The following is a 21,237-nucleotide window of genomic DNA, read 5'->3' as shown; positions in this document are numbered from 1 at the left end:
TCTCCCCTTACAGAGCTAATTCGCGATTCAGAACCAGTGCCAGTAACGCCTGGCGAGCGAAGATGCCGTTCCCGGCCTGCTGGAAGTACCAGGCGTGCGGCGTTTTATCCACGTCTGTGGTGATCTCATCGATGCGCGGCAGCGGATGCAGCACCTTCATGTTGTCGCGCGCGCCTTCCAGGTCGCTGGCGCGCAGCACGAACTGCGCCTTCACGTTGGCGTATTCGGACGGGTCCAGACGCTCTTTCTGCACGCGGGTCATGTACAGAATATCCACGTGGCTCATCACCTCTTCGATGCTGGCATGCAGGCTCCACGCAATGCCTTTCTCGTCCAGCATGTCGAGAATGTACTGCGGCATCGCCAGCGCCTCCGGGGCGATGAAGTAGAAGCGGTTGCCGTTAAATTTCGCCAGCGCCTGGGTCAGGGAGTGGACGGTGCGGCCATACTTCAGGTCGCCAACCATGGCGATGTTCAGGTTCTCAAGCTTGCCCTGGGTCTCCTGAATGGTGAACAGATCCAGCAGCGTCTGCGTTGGGTGCTGGTTGGCACCGTCACCGGCGTTCAGCACCGGAATGCCGCCGGAGAACTCGGTCGCCAGGCGCGCCGCGCCCTCCTGCGGGTGACGCATCACAATCGCGTCGACGTAGGTGCTGATCACTGAAATGGTATCCGCCAGGGTCTCGCCTTTTTTACCCAGCGACGTGTTGCTGCTGTCAGAGAAGCCCACCACGCTCGCGCCCAGGCGGTGCATGGAGGTCTCAAAGGAGAGGCGGGTGCGGGTCGAGGCTTCAAAGAAGCAGCTCGCAATCACCTTGTGCTTCAGCAGCTCCGGTTGCGGATTGGCCTTCAGTTTTGCCGCGGTTTCCAGAACCAGTTCCAGCTCTTCGCGGCTGAGGTCGTTTATGGAAATGATGTGTTTTTGATAAAGCGGATTCATGTTTATCTCCTGACGCCGGGCAAAAAAAAGCCCCTCAAATGAGGGGCTCTGGGAATAGGTTTAGCAACGGGAAGAAAAACGGCAGGCCAGCGTCTGATTTCAGACGCGGTAAGACGTTATGTCGTACACGCTTGACCATGCTTCCTCCCGGCAAATTGTCGGGCATTATACGCAGCTCGCTTTTCGGATCAAGCGATTTAATGCACGCTTTACTCAATGCAAACGGTTCTTTGTGAATATTAATGCGTTCTGAGTAAATAATTAATTTGCTTATGCACCAGCGCGGTGCGCTTTACCACCCGGGGGGCGACCCAGACAATACTGCTGCCGGCCACCACGCCTAAAATTTCCGGAAGCTGGTGATAATCCAGAATACGCGCCACCGCTCGGCCATATCCGGCGACGGTATGGACAAGGATAAACTCGCTATTATGCTCAACGCTGACCACCATTTCCGAAACGGTACGCGCGGCGTCGGGGGCAGGGCGCAGCTGAGGATTCAACGAATAAATCTTTAGCCCTTTGGCATTTCGAATTTTTATGACTCCGAGCAACTTCAGCAATCGCGAAACGGTCGACTGGCTGATGCTGTCAAACCCTCTCTCCTGCAGGTCGCGGCGAATCTCTTCCTGCGAAAGGTAACTCTTTTCGGCGATCAAACGCTGGCACACCGTGAGCTGCAGCTGTTCTTTGGGAGAGTACTCTTCGTAATCCATCATGTTTCCCATATCAGTTCCCGAAATAACCGGTGACACCGCACCGATCCGTAGGCCGGATAAGCGCAGCGCCATCCGGCAAATTACAACAACGCCCCCAGACTTAACGCCACCATAATCACCACCGTCAGGATCGCCAGCAGCGGCGCCACCCATTTCAGGTAGCGCACGTAAGGTACCCGGGCGATAGCCAGCCCGCCCATAACCACCGCAGAGGTCGGCGTGACGAGGTTAACGATGCCGGAGGCCGACTGGTAAGCCGTAACCACCAGGTCGCGGTTGACGTTAGCGAAATCAGCAAGCGGCGCCATGATCGGCATCGTCAGAACGGCCAGGCCGGATGAAGAAGGCACAAGAAACGACAGCACGACTTCCAGCCAGTACATCACGTTGATAAACGCTACCGTGGACAACCCGCTGACCAGCCCTTCCGCGCTGTGCAAAATGGTGTGGGTAATCATGCCCTTATCCATGATGACTACGATACCGCGCGCGATGCCGATAATCAGCGCGACGCCCAGCAAATCTCGCGCGCCGTTGATAAACGTCGACGTCAGCTCCTCTTCGCTCATGCGGGCAATCAGGCCGACGATGATCGCGCTGGCGAGAAACACCGCTGAAATCTCCGCCATCCACCAACCCAGCACCGCCACGCCGTAGATCATCACCGCGAAGGCGAGGGCGAAAATCACCAGGATGATTTTGCGCACCGGGGTGAATTCCAGGGACTGTTCGCCCTTGTTGCCGAGGAAATGGGCGAGGTTCTCCTCCTGCTTGTCTGCAACGATGGACTGCGAGGGATCCTTGCGCACCTTGCGGGCGTAGCGCATCACCCACGCCACGCAGATGATCCAGCCGATGACCAGCAGCGCCACGCGCAGGGCGATGCCGTTGGTGAAGGGGATCCCGGCGGCGTTGGCGGCGATCACCGTGGCAAACGGGTTAATGGTGGAGCCGAGGGTGCCGATCCCCGCCCCGAGCAGCACGGTAGAGGCGGCGACAACCGGATCGAACCGCGCGGCCAGCATCACCGGCACCAGTAAGGTATAGAAGGGCAGTGACTCTTCGGCCATACCGTAAATCGTGCCGCCTGCGGCAAACAGCGCCATCAGGATCGGGATCATCCACTCCTCGCGTCCGCGCAGCCGGGTGGTCACACGCTCGATCCCGGCGTCAATCGCCCCGGTTTTGGTGACGATCCCGAGGAATCCCCCGATGATCAGAATAAACAGCGCCACGTCGATCGCCCCGGCCTGGCCGGATTCCGGATCGTACAGCCCGGCAATCGGCGCCATCAGCACCGAAACCAGCCCCTGCGGATGCGCCGCGACGTGCGCGTAGGTGCCTGCAACGGGGACGTCTTTGCCGAGCGCCTCGTTCATTGCCATATGGTACTGCCCGGCCGGGACAATCCACGTCAGCACGGCCACGACGGCAATCAGAAAAAAGAGAATGGTGTAAGCGGAGGGAAACTTGAACTTGCCCATGATGTTCTCCTGAAACCCGGCGCACCCCGCGGCGCGCCGGGCGGTGATTAGTCGCCGAGTGTCGCCACCATGACCGCTTTAATGGTGTGCATGCGGTTCTCTGCTTCGTCGAAGACGATGGAGTTCGGTGATTCAAAGACCTCTTCCGTCACCTCCAGCCCCTTCAGGCCGTACGCCATCTCGATTTCGCGGCCCACCTTCGTGTGCTCGTTGTGGAATGCCGGCAGGCAGTGCATGAACTTGACGTTCGGGTTGCCGGTGGCCTTCATCACCTGGGCGTTAATCTGATACGGCTTCATCAGGCTGACGCGCTCGGCCCAGGCTTCCTTCGGCTCGCCCATGGAGACCCACACGTCGGTGTAGAGGAAATCGGTCCCCTGCACGCCTTCTTCCACGTCGTCGGTGAGGGTGATGCGCGCGCCCGTCTCTTTGGCGATGGCGCGGCACTGCTCAACCAGGCCCGCTTCCGGCCAGAAGGATTTCGGCGCCACGAGGCGGATATCCATCCCCATCTTGGCCGCACCGACCATCAGGGAGTTGCCCATGTTGTTGCGCGCGTCGCCGAGATAGGCAAAGCTCAGCTCCGGCAGAGTTTTGCCCGGGGAGTGCTCCAGCATGGTCATCAGGTCGGCGAGAATTTGGGTCGGGTGGAACTCGTCGGTCAGGCCGTTCCACACCGGCACGCCCGCGTACTCGCCCAGCTCTTCGACGATGGCCTGCCCGTAGCCGCGATATTCGATGCCGTCGTACATGCGGCCCAGCACGCGGGCGGTGTCTTTCATCGACTCTTTATGGCCAATCTGCGAGCCGCTTGGGCCGAGATAGGTGACCTGCGCGCCCTGGTCGAACGCGCCCACTTCGAAGGCGCAGCGGGTGCGGGTGGAGGTTTTTTCAAAGATCAGGGCGATGTTTTTCCCGACCAGGGTTTGCTTCTCGCGCCCGGCTTTTTTGGCGGCCTTGAGCTCGATGGCGAGGTCGATCAGGTACTGGATCTCCGCCGGGGTGTAGTCCAGCAGTTTGAGGAAGTTGCGGTTTTTCAGGTTGATGGTCATGGGTAAATCCTTTTTAAAATGAGTGTTCAGTTACGAATCAGCGTGCCTTTCTCGCCCGCGAGGATCTCCGCGCCGTCGGCCAGCGCGCCGATCCCGGCTATCCCATTGCAGGCTTCAACGAACTCGCGGCAGGCGGCCACCTTCGGCCCCATCGATCCGGCGTCGAACTGCATGCCCCTGAGCAGCTCCGGCGTCACCTGCGCCAGCGGACGCTGGGTTGGTTTGCCCCAGTCGAGGTACACCGCGTCGGCATCGGTGAGGATCAGCAGGGCATCGGCTTCGATCTGGCGCGCCAGCAGGGCGGCGGAGAGGTCTTTATCGATTACCGCCTCGATCCCGCGATAGCCGTTGGCCTGTTCCACCACCGGCACCCCGCCGCCGCCGTTGCAGATCACCAGGTGGTCGCGCTGGATCAGCGCCGTGATGGCGTCGCTCTCAACGATGCGCTTCGGCTGCGGAGAGGGCACCACGCGGCGGACGTAGCTGCCGTCGGCCTTAAACACCCAGCCTTTCTCTGCGGCCAGCATTTTTGCCTGGGCTTCGCTGTACACCGGGCCGATGTATTTGGTCGGGTTGCTGAAGGCCGGGTCGGCGGCGTCCACTTCTACCTGGGTGAGCAGAACGCTCACCTCCCGCTGCGGCAGGCTGTTTTTCAGCGCCTGCTGGAGCATGTAGCCGATCATTCCCTGGCTTTCGGCGCCAAGAACGTCCAGCGGGTAGGGCGTGACTTTGTCGTAGGCGCTGTTCTGCAGCGCCAGCAGCCCGACCTGCGGCCCGTTGCCGTGCACCAGCACCACGCGCCACTGCGCCGTTAAGCCGGCGATGGTGCGGGCGGCCTGCTCGATGTTCTGGCGCTGGATCTCCGCTTCCAGCGGTTCGCCGCGCTTGAGCAGCGCGTTGCCGCCCAGGGCCACAACCAGAGTGGGTTTTCGTTCCATGATGGCTCCTTTAAATTCCGTCGCGTTCCAGCGGGCAGCTCATGCAGCGCGCGCCGCCGCGGCCGCGTCCGAGTTCGTCGCCCGGGATGGGCAGCACGGTGATACCCGCTTTGTCGTACTTCTCGTTGGTCCAGACGTTGCGCTCGTAGCCAATCACCACGCCGGGGCGGATGGTCAGGACGTTGTTGGCGTCGTTCCACTGCTCGCGTTCGGCCTCAAAGGCGTCGCCGCCGGTGGTGATCAGACGTACCTGGTTAATGCCGAGCGCCTTCTCAATGGCGTGCAGCAGGTCGGTTTCCTGGGTGCGCAGCAGGCCGCCGCGTCCGTCCGGGGTGAGCGTCCAGCACTGGGCGTCTTTGCGCACCACTTCCGGGTAGACGGAGAAGGTATCCACGTCGATGTGGGTCATGACGGTGTCGAGGTGCATGCAGGAGCGGTGTTTGGGCAGCTCAACGGCGATGACGCGCTCGGCCTGGCGGTGTTTGAACAGGCTGTTGGCGAGGAACTCCACGCCCTGCGGCGTCGTGCGCTCGGACATGCCGATCAATACCGCACCGCGGCCAATGACTAATACGTCGCCGCCTTCTAAGGTGGCGTGGTCGTAATTAATATTCTCGTCGCCGAAATACTTAATAAAATCGCCGTCGGCGAACGCCGGGTGCCAGCGATATATTGCCCGCAGGTTATTGGTTTCACGCTGACGGGCCGGTTTGGCCATTGGGTTAATAGAGACGCCGTTATAGATCCAGCAGGAGGTATCGCGGGTAAATAAATGGTTCGGCAGTGGCTTCATAATAAAATCATTCGCCGTGTGGGTATCCACCACCATATTTTTAATGGCCGCCGGAATTTCACCGTAGGTTAATCCGCCGCTTAATCTGCGCGCCAGTTCCCGGTGCGGCATATCCGCCAGCCAGCCGCGTACGTCGCCAGCAAAGGTTGGGCCGAGGCGGTAATCAGAGATTTGCGTCTCCAGCAGCCAGGCTTTCGCCTCAGCGATATCAAGGGTTTGTGTCAGCAGGTCGGTCAGCAGCAGGACTTCCACCCCCTGCTCGCGCAGCGTGTTGGCGAAGATGTCATGCTCCTCACCCGCCCGCTCAACCGAGAGCACGTCATCAAATAGCAGCTCCTGACAGTTTGAGGGGGTTAACCGTTTCAGACTTAAATTTGGGCGGTGCAGCATAACGCTACGCAATTGACCAATTTCAGAACCGACGTAATGCTTTTCCATAATTATTCCTTTAACTGTTTTTCAGAATAAAAAGGGCATGCGCCATGTCATGTATTTAATTGCATGGCGGCTAAGCTCAATTGATTTCGTGGTTCATACTAGGCAGTTAAATAATCCGTATTGTGATATTGCTCACGCGAAAATGGATATTAAGCGGTTTGTTTTCATTTGCATGATTCGCATCAGATAATGATTAATTGGCTATTCTGGCGAGGTGAATAGCTAAGCACTATCCGTTGTCATTATTTGCAGTTGTTAGTGTTTTGTAGAATTTAATGCTTTGAAATATTTTGTTAAGATATTGGTTTTAAATGTCTTTGTGGTTTTCGTGGAATGACTATGCAATATTGCTAATTAACTATTTTTGGCTTAAGGAAAATCAATAAATATTTATTGAATTTAATAGCAAATTATCAAAGTGCTAAAATGTGAAGCGGTAGCCAGTTTTGTTGTTAAGGCCTGACGATCAATGAGTTAGCGCAAGGGCGGGATAACGAAGAGCTGAAGATATGCATAATGACTGCATAAATGCCTGCGAGGGCTTAACAGCAAATTAACACCATTCCCGATAAACATGCGTTCGCGCAAAACCCGTCTAAAAAGCGCTGGTATGGCAGTCGGGATTCTCGTATAAAAGATAAAAATGAAACGCTGTTTTATATCGAGGGTTTTCTGATGATTATCGGCAACATCCACCATCTGCACTCCTGGCTGCCTGACGAGCTGCGACAGGCCATTGAGCACGTTAAAACTCACGTCACCGACACCACGCCGCTCGGCAAGCACGACGTCAACGGCAACAGCCTGTTTTATCTGGTCTCTGAAGATACAACCCAGCCGTTCGCCGAGCGTCGCGCCGAGTACCACGCGCGCTATCTGGATATTCAGATCGTGATGAAGGGACAGGAAGGGATGACCTTCAGCACCCTGCCGCCCGGCACGCCGGACACCGACTGGCTGGCGGACAAAGACATCGCGTCCCTGCCGGAAGGCGAGCAGGAGAAAACCGTGGTGTTGAGCGAAGGGGATTTTGTGGTGTTCTGGCCGGGTGAGGTGCACAAGCCGCTGTGCGCGGTGGGGGCACCTGCTAAGGTCAGGAAAGTGGTGGTGAAGATGCTTGTAGAGTAACCCCTTTCCCAAGGGGAGAGGGTGTAAAAGTTCCCTCTCCCTGTGGGAGAGGGTTAGGGTGAGGGCATCAGGCCGCACCTTCCAATATGTGATCCAGCTTAAATTTCCCGCACTCCCTCTCCATCTCTCATTTACCTGCGCTTTTCCTGCGTCATAGTATGATCGTTAATTTATCGAACATCGTTCTATAATGTAGAACAAAATGATTCAGCAAGGAGATCTCATGCCGCAGTCCGCGTTGTTTACGGGAATCATTCCCCCTGTCTCCACCATTTTTACCGCCGATGGCCAGCTCGATAAGCAGGGCACCGCCGCGCTGATCGACGATCTCATCAAAGCAGGCGTTGACGGTCTGTTCTTCCTGGGCAGCGGCGGCGAGTTTTCCCAGCTCAGCGCCGAAGAGCGTAAAACCATTGCCCAATTTGCTATCGATCATGTCGATCGTCGCGTGCCGGTCCTGATCGGCACCGGCGGCACTAACGCCCGGGAAACCATTGCGCTCAGCCAGCACGCGCAGCAGGCTGGGGCGGACGGCATCGTGGTGATCAACCCTTACTACTGGAAAGTGTCGGAAGCGAACCTGATCCGCTATTTCGAGCAGGTGGCGGACAGCGTCACGCTGCCGGTGATGCTCTATAACTTCCCGGCGCTGACCGGGCAGGATCTGACCCCGGCGCTGGTCAAAACCCTGGCCGACTCGCGCAGCAACATCGTCGGCATCAAAGACACCATCGACTCCGTCGCCCATCTGCGCAGCATGATCCACACCGTCAAAGCCGCCCATCCGCACTTCACCGTGCTGTGCGGCTACGACGATCATCTGTTTAATACCCTGCTGCTCGGCGGCGACGGGGCGATTTCGGCGAGCGGCAACTTTGCCCCGCAGGTGTCGGTGAATCTTCTGAAAGCCTGGCGGGATAAAGACGTGGCGAAAGCGGCTGAGTATCATCAGACCTTACTGCAAATACCGCAGATGTATCAGCTGGATACGCCGTTTGTGAACGTCATTAAAGAGGCGATCGTGCTCTGCGGTCGTCCGATTTCTACGCACGTCCTGCCGCCAGCCTCGCCGCTGGACGAGCCGCGCAAGGCGCAGCTGAAAACCCTGCTGCAACAGCTCAAGCTCTGCTGAGCCGGACGATAACCATGACCATCGAGAAGATTTTCACCCCACAGGACGATGCGTTTTATGCGGTGATCACCCACGCGGCGGGGCCGCAGGGCGCGCTGCCGCTGACCCCGCAGATGCTGATGGAATCCCCCAGCGGCAACCTGTTCGGCATGACGCAGAACGCCGGGATGGGCTGGGATGCCAACAAGCTGACCGGCAAAGAGGTGCTGATCATCGGCACCCAGGGCGGCATCCGCGCCGGGGACGGACGCCCGGTCGCTCTGGGCTACCACACCGGGCATTGGGAAATCGGCATGCAGATGCAGGCGGCGGCGAAAGAGATCACCCGCAACGGCGGGATCCCGTTTGCGGCCTTCGTCAGCGATCCGTGCGACGGGCGCTCTCAGGGCACGCACGGCATGTTCGACTCCCTGCCGTACCGTAACGACGCGGCGATCGTGTTTCGCCGCCTGATCCGTTCCCTGCCGACGCGCCGGGCGGTGATTGGCGTCGCGACCTGTGATAAAGGGCTGCCCGCCACCATGATTGCCCTGGCCGCGATGCACGACCTGCCGACCATTCTGGTGCCGGGCGGGGCGACGCTGCCGCCGACCGTGGGGGAAGACGCGGGCAAGGTCCAGACCATCGGCGCGCGCTTCGCCAACCACGAACTCTCATTGCAAGAGGCCGCCGAGCTGGGCTGTCGCGCCTGCGCCTCGCCGGGCGGCGGGTGTCAGTTCCTCGGCACGGCGGGCACCTCGCAGGTGGTCGCGGAGGCGCTGGGGCTGGCGCTGCCGCACTCCGCGCTGGCCCCGTCCGGGCAGGCGGTGTGGCTGGAGATCGCCCGCCAGTCGGCGCGGGCGGTGAGCGAGCTGGATAACCGCGGCATCACCACGCGCGATATCCTCACCGACAAAGCCATCGAAAACGCCATGGTGATCCACGCGGCGTTCGGCGGCTCGACGAATTTACTGCTGCACATCCCGGCCATCGCCCACGCGGCGGGCTGCACGATCCCGGACGTAGAGCACTGGACGCGCGTCAACCGCAGGGTGCCGCGCCTGGTCAGCGTGCTGCCCAACGGCCCGGACTATCACCCGACCGTGCGCGCGTTCCTCGCGGGCGGCGTGCCGGAGGTGATGCTTCACCTGCGCGATCTTGGCCTTCTGCACCTGGACGCCATGACCGTGACCGGCCAGACGGTGGGCGAAAACCTCGACTGGTGGCAGGCCTCCGAGCGCCGTGAGCGCTTCCGCCAGTGCCTGCGCGAGCAGGACGGCGTGGATCCGGATGACGTGATCCTGCCGCCGGAGAAGGCAAAAGCGAAAGGGCTGACCTCAACGGTTTGCTTCCCGACGGGCAACATCGCGCCGGAAGGCTCGGTGATCAAGGCCACGGCGATCGACCCGTCGGTCGTCGGTGAAGATGGCGTTTACCGCCACACCGGCCGGGCGCGGGTGTTTGTCTCGGAAGCGCAGGCTATCAAGGCCATCAAGCGGGAAGAGATTAAGCAGGGCGATATCATGGTGGTGATCGGCGGCGGGCCGTCCGGCACCGGCATGGAAGAGACCTACCAGCTTACCTCCGCGCTGAAGCATATCTCGTGGGGAAAGACGGTGTCGTTAATCACCGATGCGCGCTTCTCGGGCGTGTCGACGGGCGCCTGCTTCGGCCACGTGTCGCCGGAGGCGCTGGCGGGCGGGCCGATTGGTAAGCTGCGCGATAACGACATCATCGAGATAGCCGTCGACCGACTGACATTAACGGGCAGCGTCAACTTTATCGGCACCGTGGATAACCCGCTGACGCCGGAGCAGGGGGCACGCGAGCTGGCAATGCGGCAGACGCACCCGGACCTGCACGCCCACGACTTTTTGCCGGACGACACCCGCCTGTGGGCAGCATTACAGTCGGTCAGCGGCGGCACCTGGAAAGGCTGTATTTATGACACCGATAAAATTATCGAGGTAATTAACGCCGGTAAAAAAGCGCTCGGCATTTAATTATTTTCTAAGATAAAACCGTCTGCGGGAAATATTCTGCGGACGGTTTTCGCATGTCTGTAATTTGCTAATTTAAACAATAAGTTGTGATATATCGTTGGCGTCACAAAAGCAAAATAACGTAATTCGGAAATAAGATATGACCATTGCTGGTTAATTGAACAGCTCATTACACTCCATTAACACGATGTTGTAATTCAGCACACTACATAAGGGTGTAATTCTGATGACGCAATTAACCATGAAAGACAAAATTGGCTACGGGCTGGGTGACACCGCCTGCGGCTTCGTCTGGCAGGCTACCATGTTCCTGCTGGCCTACTTCTACACCGACGTCTTCGGCCTGTCGGCGGGCATTATGGGAACGCTGTTTTTAATCTCCCGCGTGCTCGACGCCGTGACTGACCCGCTGATGGGGCTGCTGGTCGACCGCACCCGCACGCGGCACGGCCAGTTCCGCCCGTTCCTGCTGTGGGGCGCCATCCCGTTTGGCATCGTCTGCGTGCTGACCTTCTACACGCCGGACTTCTCCGCGCAGGGCAAAATCATCTACGCCTGCGTGACCTACATTCTCCTGACCCTGGTCTACACCTTCGTTAACGTGCCGTACTGCGCCATGCCCGGCGTCATTACCGCCGACCCGAAAGAGCGTCACGCCCTGCAGTCCTGGCGCTTCTTCCTGGCGGCGGCGGGATCGCTCGCCATCAGCGGCATTGCCCTGCCGCTGGTGAGCATCATCGGCAAGGGGGACGAGCAGGTGGGCTATTTCGGCGCCATGTGCGTGCTGGGCCTGACCGGCGTGGTGCTGCTCTACGTCTGCTTCTTCACCACTAAAGAGCGCTACACCTTTGAGGTGCAGCCGGGCTCGTCGGTGGCGAAAGATCTCAAGCTGCTGCTCGGCAACGGCCAGTGGCGGATCATGTGCGCGTTCAAGATGATGGCGACCTGTTCCAACGTGGTGCGCGGCGGGGCGACGCTCTACTTCGTCAAATACGTGATGGATCACCCGGAGATGGCGACCCAGTTTTTACTCTACGGCAGCCTCGCCACCATGTTTGGCTCGCTCTGCTCCTCCCGACTGCTGGGCCGCTTCGATCGCGTCACCGCCTTCAAGTGGATCATCGTCGCCTACTCGCTCATCAGCCTGCTGATTTTCGTCACCCCGGCCGAGCACATCGCGCTGATCTTCGCCCTCAACATCCTGTTCCTGTTCGTCTTTAACACCACCACGCCGCTGCAGTGGCTGATGGCCTCTGACGTGGTGGATTACGAGGAGAGCCGCAGCGGGCGACGCCTGGACGGGCTGGTGTTCTCCACCTACCTGTTCAGCCTGAAGATTGGCCTGGCGATTGGCGGGGCGGTGGTGGGCTGGATCCTCGCGTACGTCAACTACTCCGCCAGCAGCAGCGTGCAGCCGGTCGAGGTGCTCACCACCATCAAAATTCTGTTCTGCGTAGTGCCGGTGGTGCTCTACGCGGGCATGTTCATCATGCTGTCGTTCTACAAGCTCACCGACGCCCGCGTGGAGGCCATCAGTCAGCAGCTGATCAAGCACCGCGCGGCGCAGGGCGAGGCCGTTCCCGACGCCGCGACAGCCGCATCCCATTAACCGGAGGCAATATGGAAATCACTAACCCCATTCTGACCGGCTTCAACCCGGACCCGTCCCTGTGCCGCCAGGGCGAGGACTACTACATCGCCACTTCGACCTTCGAGTGGTTCCCGGGCGTGCGCATCTACCACTCCCGCGACCTGAAAAACTGGTCGCTGGTCAGCACCCCGCTGGACCGCGTGTCGATGCTGGACATGAAGGGCAACCCGGACTCCGGCGGCATCTGGGCGCCGTGCCTGAGCTACGCCGACGGCAAATTCTGGCTGCTCTACACCGACGTGAAGATTGTCGACTCGCCGTGGAAAAACGGCCGCAACTTCCTCGTCACCGCGCCGTCCATTGAGGGACCGTGGAGCGAGCCGATCCCGATGGGCAACGGCGGGTTTGATCCGTCCCTGTTCCACGACGACGATGGCCGCAAGTACTACCTCTACCGTCCGTGGGGGCCGCGCCACCACAGCAACCCGCACAACACCATCGTGATGCAGGCGTTTGACCCGCAGACCGGCACCCTCTCGCCCGAGCGCAAAACCTTGTTTACCGGCACGCCGCTCTGCTACACCGAGGGCGCGCACCTGTATCGGCACGCGGGATGGTACTACCTGATGGTGGCCGAAGGGGGCACCAGCTACGAGCACGCGGTTGTGGTGCTGCGTTCAAAAACCATCGACGGGCCGTACGAGCTGCACCCGGAGGTGACGATGATGACCAGCTGGCACCTGCCGGAGAACCCGCTGCAGAAGAGCGGCCACGGCTCGCTGCTGCAGACCCACACCGGGGAGTGGTACATGGCCTACCTCACCAGCCGCCCGCTGCGTCTGCCCGGCGTGCCGCTGCTGGCCTCCGGCGGACGCGGCTACTGCCCGCTGGGGCGCGAGACCGGCATCGCCCGCATTGAGTGGCGCGACGGCTGGCCATACGTGGAAGGCGGCAAGCACGCGCAGCTGACCGTGAAAGGCCCGCAGGTGGCGGAGCAGCCTGCATCCGTTCAGGGTAGCTGGCGGGAGGACTTTGACGGCAGCACGCTCGACCCGGAACTGCAAACCCTGCGCGTTCCGTTCGACGACACTCTCGGCTCGCTCACCGCGCGCCCGGGCTATTTACGGCTCTACGGCAACGACTCGCTCAACTCCACCTTCACCCAGTCGACCGTGGCGCGCCGCTGGCAGCACTTCACCTTCCGATCCGAAACGCGGATGCAGTTCTCGCCGGTCCACTTCCAGCAGAGCGCGGGGCTGACCTGCTACTACAACAGTAAAAACTGGAGCTACTGCTTTGTGGACTACGAGGAGGGGCAGGGGAGAACCATCAAGGTTATTCAGCTCGACCACAACGTGCCGTCATGGCCGCTGCACGAGCAGCCGATTCCGGTGCCGGAGAGTGCGGAGAGCATCTGGCTGCGCGTGGACGTGGATACGCTGGTCTACCGCTACAGCTACTCGTTCGACGGCGAGACGTGGCACGCCGTGCCGGTGACGTATGAGGCCTGGAAGCTGTCGGATGACTACATCGGCGGGCGCGGCTTCTTTACCGGCGCGTTTGTGGGGCTGCACTGCGAGGACATCAGCGGTGACGGCTGTCATGCGGACTTCGACTACTTCACCTACGAGCCGGTTTAACGGCTCAGGCCGGGTAGCCCAGCGCGCGTGAAAGTTGAAGCCCGGCCTGCTGAAGCTGCTCGCGGAAACCAGCCAGCTCTGCGTCGTCCACGCGGGAGGTCAGCGTCGACAGGCTCAGGGCGGCAATCACGCGGGATTCATGGTTCCACACCGGCACCGCCACGCAGCGCACGCCCTGCTCGTTCTCTTCGCTATCCAGGGCGTAACCCTGCTCGCGGGTCTGCGCCAGAGCGGCCATTAATGCTTCGCGAGAGGCGAGGGTGGAAGGGGTATAGGTGGTGTACTGATAACCCTCCAGCAGGGCGTTCAGCTCGGTCTCGCCCAGCCAGGCAATCAACACCTTGCCGATGGCGGTGGCGTGAACCGGCAGGCGGCGGCCGATGCGTGAATAGGCGATGGCGGCCAGTTTGCCTTCAATCTTCTCGATATAGACCCCTTCACGCCCGTCCAGGATCCCCAGATGGGTGGTCTGCCCGGTACGTTGGGACAGCTCCGTCAGCCAGCCTTTCGCCTTCTGGCGAATATCGATTGAGCCCACGACAAAATGACCGCGCTCGACCAGCTTCATGCCGAGGCGATATTTGCCGTTCTCCGGGTTCTGATCGATATAGCCGTGAAGCTGCAGGGTTTTCAGCAGCGAGTGGAGGGTACTTTTGCTCAGCCCCATCAGTTTGCTGATGTCGGTGATCTTAAGCTCGGTGGCCTGCTCGTTGAACAGGTCGAGGATCTGCAACGCACGTTCAACAGACTGAATAATCGGCATAATGCTGGTATGTCCACGCTGGAATTAAGGCGAAAACGTACCTTTTTCGGGGTGAAAAATCAATTGAGTAGAGCGGGTTGTGGGAGAAAGGACATCAGGCCGTATCGTCGCCTGATTCGCCCGGCGGCGCTTCGCTTGCACGGGCCTACGGGCTGGGTGTTCTCCCTCTCCCTGTGGGAGAGGGCATCAGGCCGCATCACCGCCTGATTCGCCCGGCGGCGCTACGCTTGCACGGGCCTACGGGTTGGGTGTTCTCCCTCTCCCTGTGGGAGAGGGCCGGGGTGAGGGCACCAGACCGCAGAGGAGTCAATCACTCCCCAAGCGTCGCCACCATCACCGCCTTAATCGTATGCATCCGGTTTTCAGCCTGGTCGAACACGATGCTCGCCGCCGACTCAAACACCTCGTCCGTCACTTCCATCCCGCCGTGCAGGTCGAACTCTTTCGCCATCTGCTTGCCGAGCGTGGTCTGATCGTCATGGAACGCCGGCAGACAGTGCAGGAACTTCACGTCCGGGTTGCCGGTCAGCGCCATCATCTGCGCGTTCACCTGATACCCACGCAGCAGCGCAATCCGCTCCGCCCACTTCTCTTTGGCTTCGCCCATCGACACCCACACGTCGGTATAGATAAAGTCCGCGCCCTTCACGCCCGCCGCCACGTCTTCCGTCAGGGTAATTTTCCCGCCGTGTTTCTCCGCCAGCGCGCTGCACTCTGCCACCAGGCTCTCTTCCGGCCAGCAGGCTTTCGGGGCCACCAGGCGCAGATCCAGCCCGGTCAGCGCCGCCGCTTCCAGCATCGAGTTGCCCATGTTGTTGCGCGCGTCGCCCGCGTAGACCAGCGTCATCTCGTTAAACGCCTTGCCCGGCAGGTGCTCCTGCATGGTCAGCAGGTCCGCCAGCAGCTGCGTCGGGTGGAACTCGTTGGTCAGCCCGTTCCACACCGGCACGCCCGCATACTGCGCCAGCGTTTCGACCACTTCCTGGCCGTGGCCGCGATACTGAATGCCGTCGTACATCCGCCCGAGCACGCGCGCGGTGTCCTTAATTGACTCTTTATGCCCAATCTGGCTGCCGCTCGGCCCTAAATACGTGACGCGAGCGCCCTGGTCAAATGCGGCAACTTCGAAAGAGCAACGGGTACGGGTCGAGTCTTTTTCGAAGATGAGCGCGATGTTTTTACCGGTAAGTTTCTGTACTTCCTTGCCATTTTTCTTATCGGCTTTGAGCTGTGCGGCAAGGGTCAGCAGAGAAGTGAACTGTGCAGGGGTAAAGTCGAGCAATTTCAGAAAGTGTTTCTTGTACAGATCAGACATTTTATCCTCACATGGCGAACGCCACTTATTGAATTAAAATTCACTTTATATGTGTAATTATTCATTTGCAACCCCGTTTCACAAATCTTTCCAACAAAGGTGGAGGCAAACCCGTCCGTGTGTGAAAATAGAAGTATCTGCCGCACTTTAAAGAGGATTGAGCCATGGCAAACCCGGAATTACTGGAAGAGCAACGCGAAGAGACGCGTCTGATTATTGAAGAGCTGCTGGAAGACGGTAGCGATCCGGACGCGCTGTACACCATCGAGCACCATTTCTCTGCGGATGATTTCGACGCGCTGGAAAAAATGGCCGTGGAAGCCTTCAAGCTGGGTTACGAAGTGACCGAGCCGGAAGAGCTGGAAGTGGAAGAGGGCGACACCGTCATCTGCTGCGACATCCTGAGCGAAGGCGCGCTGAAGGCGGAGCTGATCGATGCGCAGGTGGAACAGCTGATGAACCTGGCCGAGAAGTTTGAGGTGGAATACGACGGCTGGGGAACCTACTTCGAAGATCCGAACGGTGAAGACGGCGAAGAAGGTGACGACGAAGATTACGTCGACGAAGACGACGACGGCGTGCGTCACTAAGCGTTTCAGGCGGTGGCCCGCGCCACCGCTTTTTCAAGGCAGAACCATGGATTACCCGCAGATACTCGCCCCCGTACTCAACTTCCTCCAGTGCCCGACCCCGCAAGCATGGATTGATAAAGCCCGCGACCCGGTGAACCTGCCGCTGCTGCTCACCGACCACATGGTGTGCGAGCTCAAGGCCGCCCAGACCGCGCTGCTGCTGGTGCGCAAATACGTCGCCGACGAAAGCGGTGCCGACGCGCTGCTCGACTGGCTCAAACCCTACGAACAGTTCACCTTCCGCGACGGCCCGGAGCCGGACTTCATCGCCCTGCACAGGCAGATAGGCAAAAGCGTGATGCCCAAAACCGACGACCCGTGGGGCCAGGCGCTCATCGACAGCATGGTGCTGCTGATTAAAGAGGAGCTGCACCACTTCTGGCAGGTGCGCGAGGCGATGCTGGCCCGCGACATTCCGTACGTCAAAATCACCGCCAGCCGCTACGCCAAAGGGATGCTGAAGGAAGTGCGCACTCACGAACCGCTGACGCTGATCGACAAGCTCATCTGCGGCGCCTACATCGAAGCCCGCTCCTGCGAACGCTTCGCCGCGCTGGCCCCGTTCCTCGACGACGACCTGCAGAAGTTTTATCTCTCGCTGCTGCGCTCGGAAGCGCGCCACTATCAGGACTACCTGACGCTTGCCCGGCAGGTGAGCGACGACGATATCTCACCGCGCATAAAGCTTTTTGGCGAAATTGAAGCCACACTTATCTCGACACCGGACAACGAGTTTCGCTTCCACAGCGGCGTGCCGGTGTAAACCGGCATAACTCAAGGATAAGGATGCGAGATGAATAAAACGTGGACCCGTATTGTGATTGTCGTCATTGCGGCTGCCGCCGTGGCGTTCTGGGTGTTTTTCGACAGGCAGCGCGCCCCGGAACGGCAGATGGATAACGCCCTTAACGCGATGCCCGCCTGGCAGGTGATTAAGGAGCAGGAGCCCGCGCTGCATCAGCGCATCCTCGACCAGATGGCCGCCCTGCAAAAAGCGGGCGAGCCGGAGCAGCAGATTATCGACACCATCCAGCCGCAGATCCTGCATCTGCAGATGTCGCGCCTGCAAAACGCCCCGGACGCCAACGTGGTGAACTACATGACCATCAACATGGAGCAGACCGCCGCCATCCAGAAGGTGAGCGACGACGCCTGCTTCCGCTTCCTCTACCCGATGGTGAAGGGCGGCGTGAACCCGATGCGCATGCTGGATAAAGACCTGATGACGCGGCGCATGCAGGCCGACGCCGACATGATGCGCGCGGCCTACGGCAAAAATCGCCACACCGTGACCCAAGCCGAGCGCGAGGCGGCTGTCGAGGACGTGCGGCCGATTATGAAGGAACTTGCCGATAAGTACGGCGAGGACATCCAGCTGCTGCAGATGCCGGAGAAGGCGGTGGGCAAAGAGAAGCTCTCCTGCGATATGGTGCAGGAGATGTGGGCGAAGGTGCTGGCGCTGCCAGAGCAGAAGGCGGCGGGGGTGATTCGTCTGGCTGTGTCTGAGCTGGAGTGAAAGGGCGCTGGTTTTTTGGGCACTTAGCGCGGGTTTAGCGCGTCGTCGCTTGCATGGCGGCGCGCGACAGGTATAATCCACAACGTTTCCGCATCCCCTTCAGTGCCGAAGTGGCGAAATCGGTAGACGCAGTTGATTCAAAATCAACCGTAGAAATACGTGCCGGTTCGAGTCCGGCCTTCGGCACCATTAGTACTTCCAAGACCATCCGAGAAAGTCCAATTTTCCCTTAAAAATCAATGCTTGCAGCGATTTTTATGTCCTGAGTCGTCCGAGGTTGTCCGTTGAAATCCGGATGTCATTGGGGGCATAATTGGGGGCATCTTAACTTCGATAAGAAATGTGCCCCCAAAATGAAGCTCAACGCCAGGCAGGTAGAGACCGCAAAGCCCAAAGACAAAACCTACAAAATGGCCGATGGCGGCGGTTTGTATCTCGAAGTTTCGGCTAAGGGGTCTAAATACTGGCGCATGAAATACAGACGCCCCTCTGACAAAAAAGAGGATCGCCTTGCTTTTGGTGTTTGGCCTACTGTGACGCTTGCTCAGGCAAGAGCCAAGCGCGACGAAGCTAAAAAGCTGTTAGTACAGGGCATTGACCCAAAAGCCGAACAGAAAGAAGCTCAGGCCGAGAATTCGGGTGCATATACTTTCGAAACCATTGCTCGCGAATGGCATGCCAGTAACAAGCGCTGGAGTGAAGACCATCGATCGCGCGTTCTTCGCTATCTTGAGCTTTATATCTTCCCTCATATCGGTTCGTCCGACATTCGCCAGCTCAAAACCAGCCACCTGTTAGCCCCGATTAAAAAAGTTGATGCCAGTGGCAAACATGACGTCGCACAGCGTCTTCAGCAGCGTGTGACGGCCATTATGCGTTATGCCGTACAGAACGATTACATCGACTCTAACCCGGCCAGTGATATGGCTGGTGCTTTATCAACCACCAAAGCACGACACTATCCTGCTTTACCCTCTAGCCGGTTCCCTGAGTTTCTTGCTCGTCTTGATGCATATCGTGGCCGTGTAATGACGCGGATCGCGGTTGAGCTTTCTCTGCTAACTTTTGTACGTTCCAGCGAGTTACGCTTTGCTCGTTGGGAAGAGTTTGATTTCGATAAATCTCTTTGGCGTGTACCTGCAAAGCGAGAAGAAATTAAAGGCGTGCGTTACTCATACCGTGGCATGAAGATGAAAGAGGAGCATATCGTTCCGCTTAGTCGGCAGGCGATGATTTTGTTAGCCCAGTTAAAGCAGATTAGTGGTGATAAAGAGCTGCTTTTTCCGGGGGATCACGATGCAACTAAGGTCATGAGTGAAAACACGGTAAACAGTGCGTTGCGTGCGATGGGGTATGACACGAAAACTGAGGTTTGCGGGCATGGATTCAGGACGATGGCGCGTGGTGCGCTCGGTGAGTCAGGGTTATGGAGCGATGACGCGATAGAACGGCAGTTGAGCCATTCAGAGCGTAATAATGTGCGTGCAGCTTATATTCATACTTCTGAGCACTTGGATGAGCGTAGGCTGATGGTGCAATGGTGGGCTAACTACTTGGAAGAGAGTAGAGTCAAAATGATTACACCATATGATTACGGTAAAAAATATAATAATTAAATAAGGTGGTTGTTTTCTAATTTAAGTGGAGGTCTTCTAGCCTCCACTTAACAAAAATTTATACATCTTCTCGACGTTTAGAGTTTGCTCGATACAGCGTTCTTGTTATATGTGAGGTGAAATAGTCTTCATCTAGGAAGTGCAATAATCTTTTAACGTCTTTCCTTATTTGTGGCATTTTTATTTTCTCAAATTCGCCAGCATTTTCAGTATCTAAAACGACACCAATTTCAGCTGCTGAAATCCTTAACTCAGTGACAGAGTAGTCCTCAAGTATTCTTGATTTGTTAATCAAGGAAACTTTCTTTCTAATGACTGAATCAGCAATAGTCGTTAAATCAAATCCCTGAGCAACTGAAAATTTTTCATGGGAAGAAAAAGTTGTTAACTCTTCATTTGTGGCTTCTCGGAAATATGCATCCACATCGAATATCCTACGCAGCATATGGAAACTTTTAAATTTCAATTCTGTACCTGTTAGAATGGCTGTTAGTTTATTATCAATGACGATGCCATGCTCAGCAGACTGACAGAAGGTATTACCTGCTTGAAAAGGTTTGTGAAAGATTGTTCTTCTATTATCAATGACTTGTCTTTTATCGAAGCTTTGAATCAAGGCGATTGCAGGTTTTTCATTCTCTTCAGGATAACCTGAAAAAAGAGCGATAATATTGAATACAGAGATATCTTCTGGTTCCCATTCGGGAATTGCTGTGGGGTTATTAATTGCATCCAATACAGCTATAACATCATCAAAATCAGGAATTACAAAGAACTCATCACCGCTTGTGATATATCCACCTGAAAACTCTACTCCTTCAGTATAGCGATCTTCAAAAAATGTTTTTTGTTCATTGAATAACTGAGTTATTACATTTTGCGTTGGTCTGTCAGTAACAATTTTAACAATGCGAGTGCCAACGGTATTATCTGTTATTGCAAATAATTCCATGTTTGTTCCTATATTGCTATGTATGTGTAATCAGTAAGCTTAATCAAATTAATACGATTGCCTGATGCCTTTAGCAATGGTTTTTTTGATAATACAACAAAGCTTACACCTGTATCATCTTCAGCTTCATAATATTTATATCCCCAAAAGGACAACAATGGGTTGAAGCTGTAAGAGCCTGAAAAGCTGATGTAAAAAAACAAACTCAAAGCAAAAAATGACGCAATCCTGACGTCCATGAAAGCTTCTGGCCCGCTAATCAAGGGAAACAGATAGGTTAAAAAGTAATTTGTTATTTCCTTATCGGCAGGAGAGGCATTTGTTAATTTTTTATTAGTGACAGAGTTATGGTTTATTGCATACTTGACGATCAAAACACACAATAAAAGAATAGTTACACCTAGAGATAGGTAAGCAATCATGAATTTGTAGTGCTTTGATATATAGGACAGGAAGGCTAAGGTGAAAAATACGGGAGCTACTGAGCTAGCAGTAAGAAGTGACCTGCTCCCCGTTGATTAGTACACCCCGATGTTAGTAATGTCTTCATAAGCCACATGAGGACATCCCCATGAAGAAGCGTTTTTCCGACGAACAGATCATCAG

At 57.3% G+C, this 21,237-nt stretch carries 21 protein-coding genes, 1 tRNA gene and 1 pseudogene; 11 read left to right on the top strand and 12 right to left on the bottom strand.

The window, feature by feature from the left end; genetic code table 11:
- Nucleotides 1-7: 7 nt before the first annotated feature.
- Nucleotides 8-940: an aspartate carbamoyltransferase gene (pyrB, locus tag ACOTXI_RS17290; protein ID WP_008501389.1), complete on the bottom strand. Its 933-nt coding sequence runs from the start codon at nucleotides 938-940 to the stop codon at nucleotides 8-10.
- A 34-nt stretch (nucleotides 941-974) separates the two neighbouring features.
- Nucleotides 975-1,079: a pyrBI operon leader peptide gene (locus tag ACOTXI_RS17285; RefSeq protein ID WP_022646880.1), complete on the bottom strand. Its 105-nt coding sequence runs from the start codon at nucleotides 1,077-1,079 to the stop codon at nucleotides 975-977.
- Here ACOTXI_RS17285 and ACOTXI_RS17280 point away from each other — a divergent pair.
- A pseudogene (locus tag ACOTXI_RS17280) lies at nucleotides 1,059-1,176 on the top strand (hypothetical protein). The gene ACOTXI_RS17285 and the pseudogene ACOTXI_RS17280 overlap by 21 nt on opposite strands.
- Before the next feature lie 3 nt (nucleotides 1,177-1,179).
- On the opposite strand, the gene ACOTXI_RS17275 reads toward ACOTXI_RS17280, so the two are convergent.
- The 5 genes from ACOTXI_RS17275 to arcA form a co-directional block, all read right to left on the bottom strand.
- Nucleotides 1,180-1,659 carry an arginine repressor gene (locus tag ACOTXI_RS17275; RefSeq protein ID WP_025912003.1) on the bottom strand — a complete coding sequence of 160 codons (480 nt, stop codon included), beginning with the start codon at nucleotides 1,657-1,659 and terminating at the stop codon, nucleotides 1,180-1,182.
- A gap of 80 nt (nucleotides 1,660-1,739) precedes the next feature.
- Complete coding sequence (locus ACOTXI_RS17270) at nucleotides 1,740-3,143, bottom strand: YfcC family protein (RefSeq protein ID WP_008501387.1); 1,404 nt, start codon at nucleotides 3,141-3,143, stop codon at nucleotides 1,740-1,742.
- A gap of 47 nt (nucleotides 3,144-3,190) precedes the next feature.
- Nucleotides 3,191-4,195 (bottom strand): ornithine carbamoyltransferase, encoded by a 1,005-nt coding sequence (gene argF, locus ACOTXI_RS17265; RefSeq protein WP_008501386.1) that lies wholly within the window; start codon nucleotides 4,193-4,195, stop codon nucleotides 3,191-3,193.
- A 26-nt stretch (nucleotides 4,196-4,221) separates the two neighbouring features.
- Nucleotides 4,222-5,133 carry a carbamate kinase gene (arcC, locus tag ACOTXI_RS17260; RefSeq protein ID WP_021240672.1) on the bottom strand — a complete coding sequence of 304 codons (912 nt, stop codon included), beginning with the start codon at nucleotides 5,131-5,133 and terminating at the stop codon, nucleotides 4,222-4,224.
- Between the two features lie 10 nt (nucleotides 5,134-5,143).
- Entirely contained in the window at nucleotides 5,144-6,364 is a 1,221-nt protein-coding gene (arcA, locus tag ACOTXI_RS17255) for an arginine deiminase (protein ID WP_008501384.1), read from the bottom strand.
- Nucleotides 6,365-7,039: 675 nt separating this feature from the next.
- Between arcA and ACOTXI_RS17250 the strand changes: the two genes are divergently transcribed.
- The 5 genes from ACOTXI_RS17250 (at nucleotide 7,040) to ACOTXI_RS17230 (ending at nucleotide 13,837) form a co-directional block, all read left to right on the top strand.
- Nucleotides 7,040-7,492: a YhcH/YjgK/YiaL family protein gene (locus tag ACOTXI_RS17250; protein WP_058654284.1), complete on the top strand. Its 453-nt coding sequence runs from the start codon at nucleotides 7,040-7,042 to the stop codon at nucleotides 7,490-7,492.
- Between the two features lie 223 nt (nucleotides 7,493-7,715).
- The gene (yagE, locus tag ACOTXI_RS17245; RefSeq protein WP_058654283.1) at nucleotides 7,716-8,624 is read left to right on the top strand and encodes a 2-keto-3-deoxygluconate aldolase; all 909 of its coding nucleotides are present in this window, start codon (nucleotides 7,716-7,718) and stop codon (nucleotides 8,622-8,624) included.
- 14 nt (nucleotides 8,625-8,638) lie between these two features.
- The gene (gene yagF / locus ACOTXI_RS17240) at nucleotides 8,639-10,606 is read left to right on the top strand and encodes a xylonate dehydratase YagF (protein ID WP_058654282.1); all 1,968 of its coding nucleotides are present in this window, start codon (nucleotides 8,639-8,641) and stop codon (nucleotides 10,604-10,606) included.
- 226 nt (nucleotides 10,607-10,832) lie between these two features.
- Nucleotides 10,833-12,215 carry an MFS transporter gene (locus tag ACOTXI_RS17235; protein WP_023293405.1) on the top strand — a complete coding sequence of 461 codons (1,383 nt, stop codon included), beginning with the start codon at nucleotides 10,833-10,835 and terminating at the stop codon, nucleotides 12,213-12,215.
- An 11-nt stretch (nucleotides 12,216-12,226) separates the two neighbouring features.
- Nucleotides 12,227-13,837: a glycoside hydrolase family 43 protein gene (locus ACOTXI_RS17230; RefSeq protein WP_058654281.1), complete on the top strand. Its 1,611-nt coding sequence runs from the start codon at nucleotides 12,227-12,229 to the stop codon at nucleotides 13,835-13,837.
- A gap of 4 nt (nucleotides 13,838-13,841) precedes the next feature.
- On the opposite strand, the gene xynR is transcribed toward ACOTXI_RS17230, so the two are convergent.
- The 3 genes from xynR to argL form a co-directional block, all read right to left on the bottom strand.
- Nucleotides 13,842-14,600 carry a DNA-binding transcriptional repressor XynR gene (gene xynR / locus ACOTXI_RS17225; RefSeq protein WP_058654280.1) on the bottom strand — a complete coding sequence of 253 codons (759 nt, stop codon included), beginning with the start codon at nucleotides 14,598-14,600 and terminating at the stop codon, nucleotides 13,842-13,844.
- Nucleotides 14,601-14,910: 310 nt separating this feature from the next.
- Nucleotides 14,911-15,915: an ornithine carbamoyltransferase gene (gene argF, locus ACOTXI_RS17220; RefSeq protein WP_010427327.1), complete on the bottom strand. Its 1,005-nt coding sequence runs from the start codon at nucleotides 15,913-15,915 to the stop codon at nucleotides 14,911-14,913.
- On the bottom strand, nucleotides 15,885-15,980 hold the full coding sequence (gene argL / locus ACOTXI_RS17215) for a putative translational regulatory protein ArgL (RefSeq protein ID WP_213014347.1): 96 nt from the start codon (nucleotides 15,978-15,980) through the stop codon (nucleotides 15,885-15,887). Before argL ends, argF (ACOTXI_RS17220) begins: the two co-directional genes overlap by 31 nt.
- Nucleotides 15,981-16,079: 99 nt before the next feature.
- Here argL and rraB point away from each other — a divergent pair, with 99 nt between their 5' ends.
- The 5 genes from rraB (at nucleotide 16,080) to ACOTXI_RS17190 (ending at nucleotide 19,679) form a co-directional block, all read left to right on the top strand.
- A complete protein-coding gene (gene rraB / locus ACOTXI_RS17210) occupies nucleotides 16,080-16,505 on the top strand; it encodes a ribonuclease E inhibitor RraB (protein ID WP_003862940.1) in 426 nt (141 codons plus the stop codon).
- A gap of 46 nt (nucleotides 16,506-16,551) precedes the next feature.
- Nucleotides 16,552-17,310, top strand: coding sequence for a tRNA isopentenyl-2-thiomethyl-A-37 hydroxylase MiaE (gene miaE, locus ACOTXI_RS17205; protein WP_058654279.1), 759 nt, complete (start codon nucleotides 16,552-16,554; stop codon nucleotides 17,308-17,310).
- Nucleotides 17,311-17,340: 30 nt separating this feature from the next.
- Nucleotides 17,341-18,063, top strand: coding sequence for a hypothetical protein (locus ACOTXI_RS17200; protein ID WP_058654278.1), 723 nt, complete (start codon nucleotides 17,341-17,343; stop codon nucleotides 18,061-18,063).
- Between the two features lie 104 nt (nucleotides 18,064-18,167).
- Nucleotides 18,168-18,252, top strand: a tRNA-Leu gene (locus ACOTXI_RS17195).
- Nucleotides 18,253-18,416: 164 nt separating this feature from the next.
- Nucleotides 18,417-19,679 (top strand): tyrosine-type recombinase/integrase, encoded by a 1,263-nt coding sequence (locus ACOTXI_RS17190; protein ID WP_047718127.1) that lies wholly within the window; start codon nucleotides 18,417-18,419, stop codon nucleotides 19,677-19,679.
- Between the two features lie 58 nt (nucleotides 19,680-19,737).
- Here ACOTXI_RS17190 and ACOTXI_RS17185 read toward each other — a convergent pair whose 3' ends face one another.
- Nucleotides 19,738-20,631, bottom strand: a complete 894-nt coding sequence (locus ACOTXI_RS17185) for a Kiwa anti-phage protein KwaB-like domain-containing protein (protein WP_008807102.1) — start codon at nucleotides 20,629-20,631, stop codon at nucleotides 19,738-19,740.
- Between the two features lie 8 nt (nucleotides 20,632-20,639).
- Nucleotides 20,640-21,053 (bottom strand): hypothetical protein, encoded by a 414-nt coding sequence (locus ACOTXI_RS17180; protein ID WP_255411149.1) that lies wholly within the window; start codon nucleotides 21,051-21,053, stop codon nucleotides 20,640-20,642.
- Nucleotides 21,054-21,237 lie beyond the last annotated feature (184 nt).

This window comes from Enterobacter cloacae complex sp. BZL2005 (genome assembly GCF_049238885.1).
GTDB classification, from domain to species: Bacteria; Pseudomonadota; Gammaproteobacteria; order Enterobacterales; family Enterobacteriaceae; genus Enterobacter; species Enterobacter roggenkampii.
Note: the sequence above shows the minus strand (reverse complement) of the source record. Positions and strands in the feature narration are given on the sequence as shown.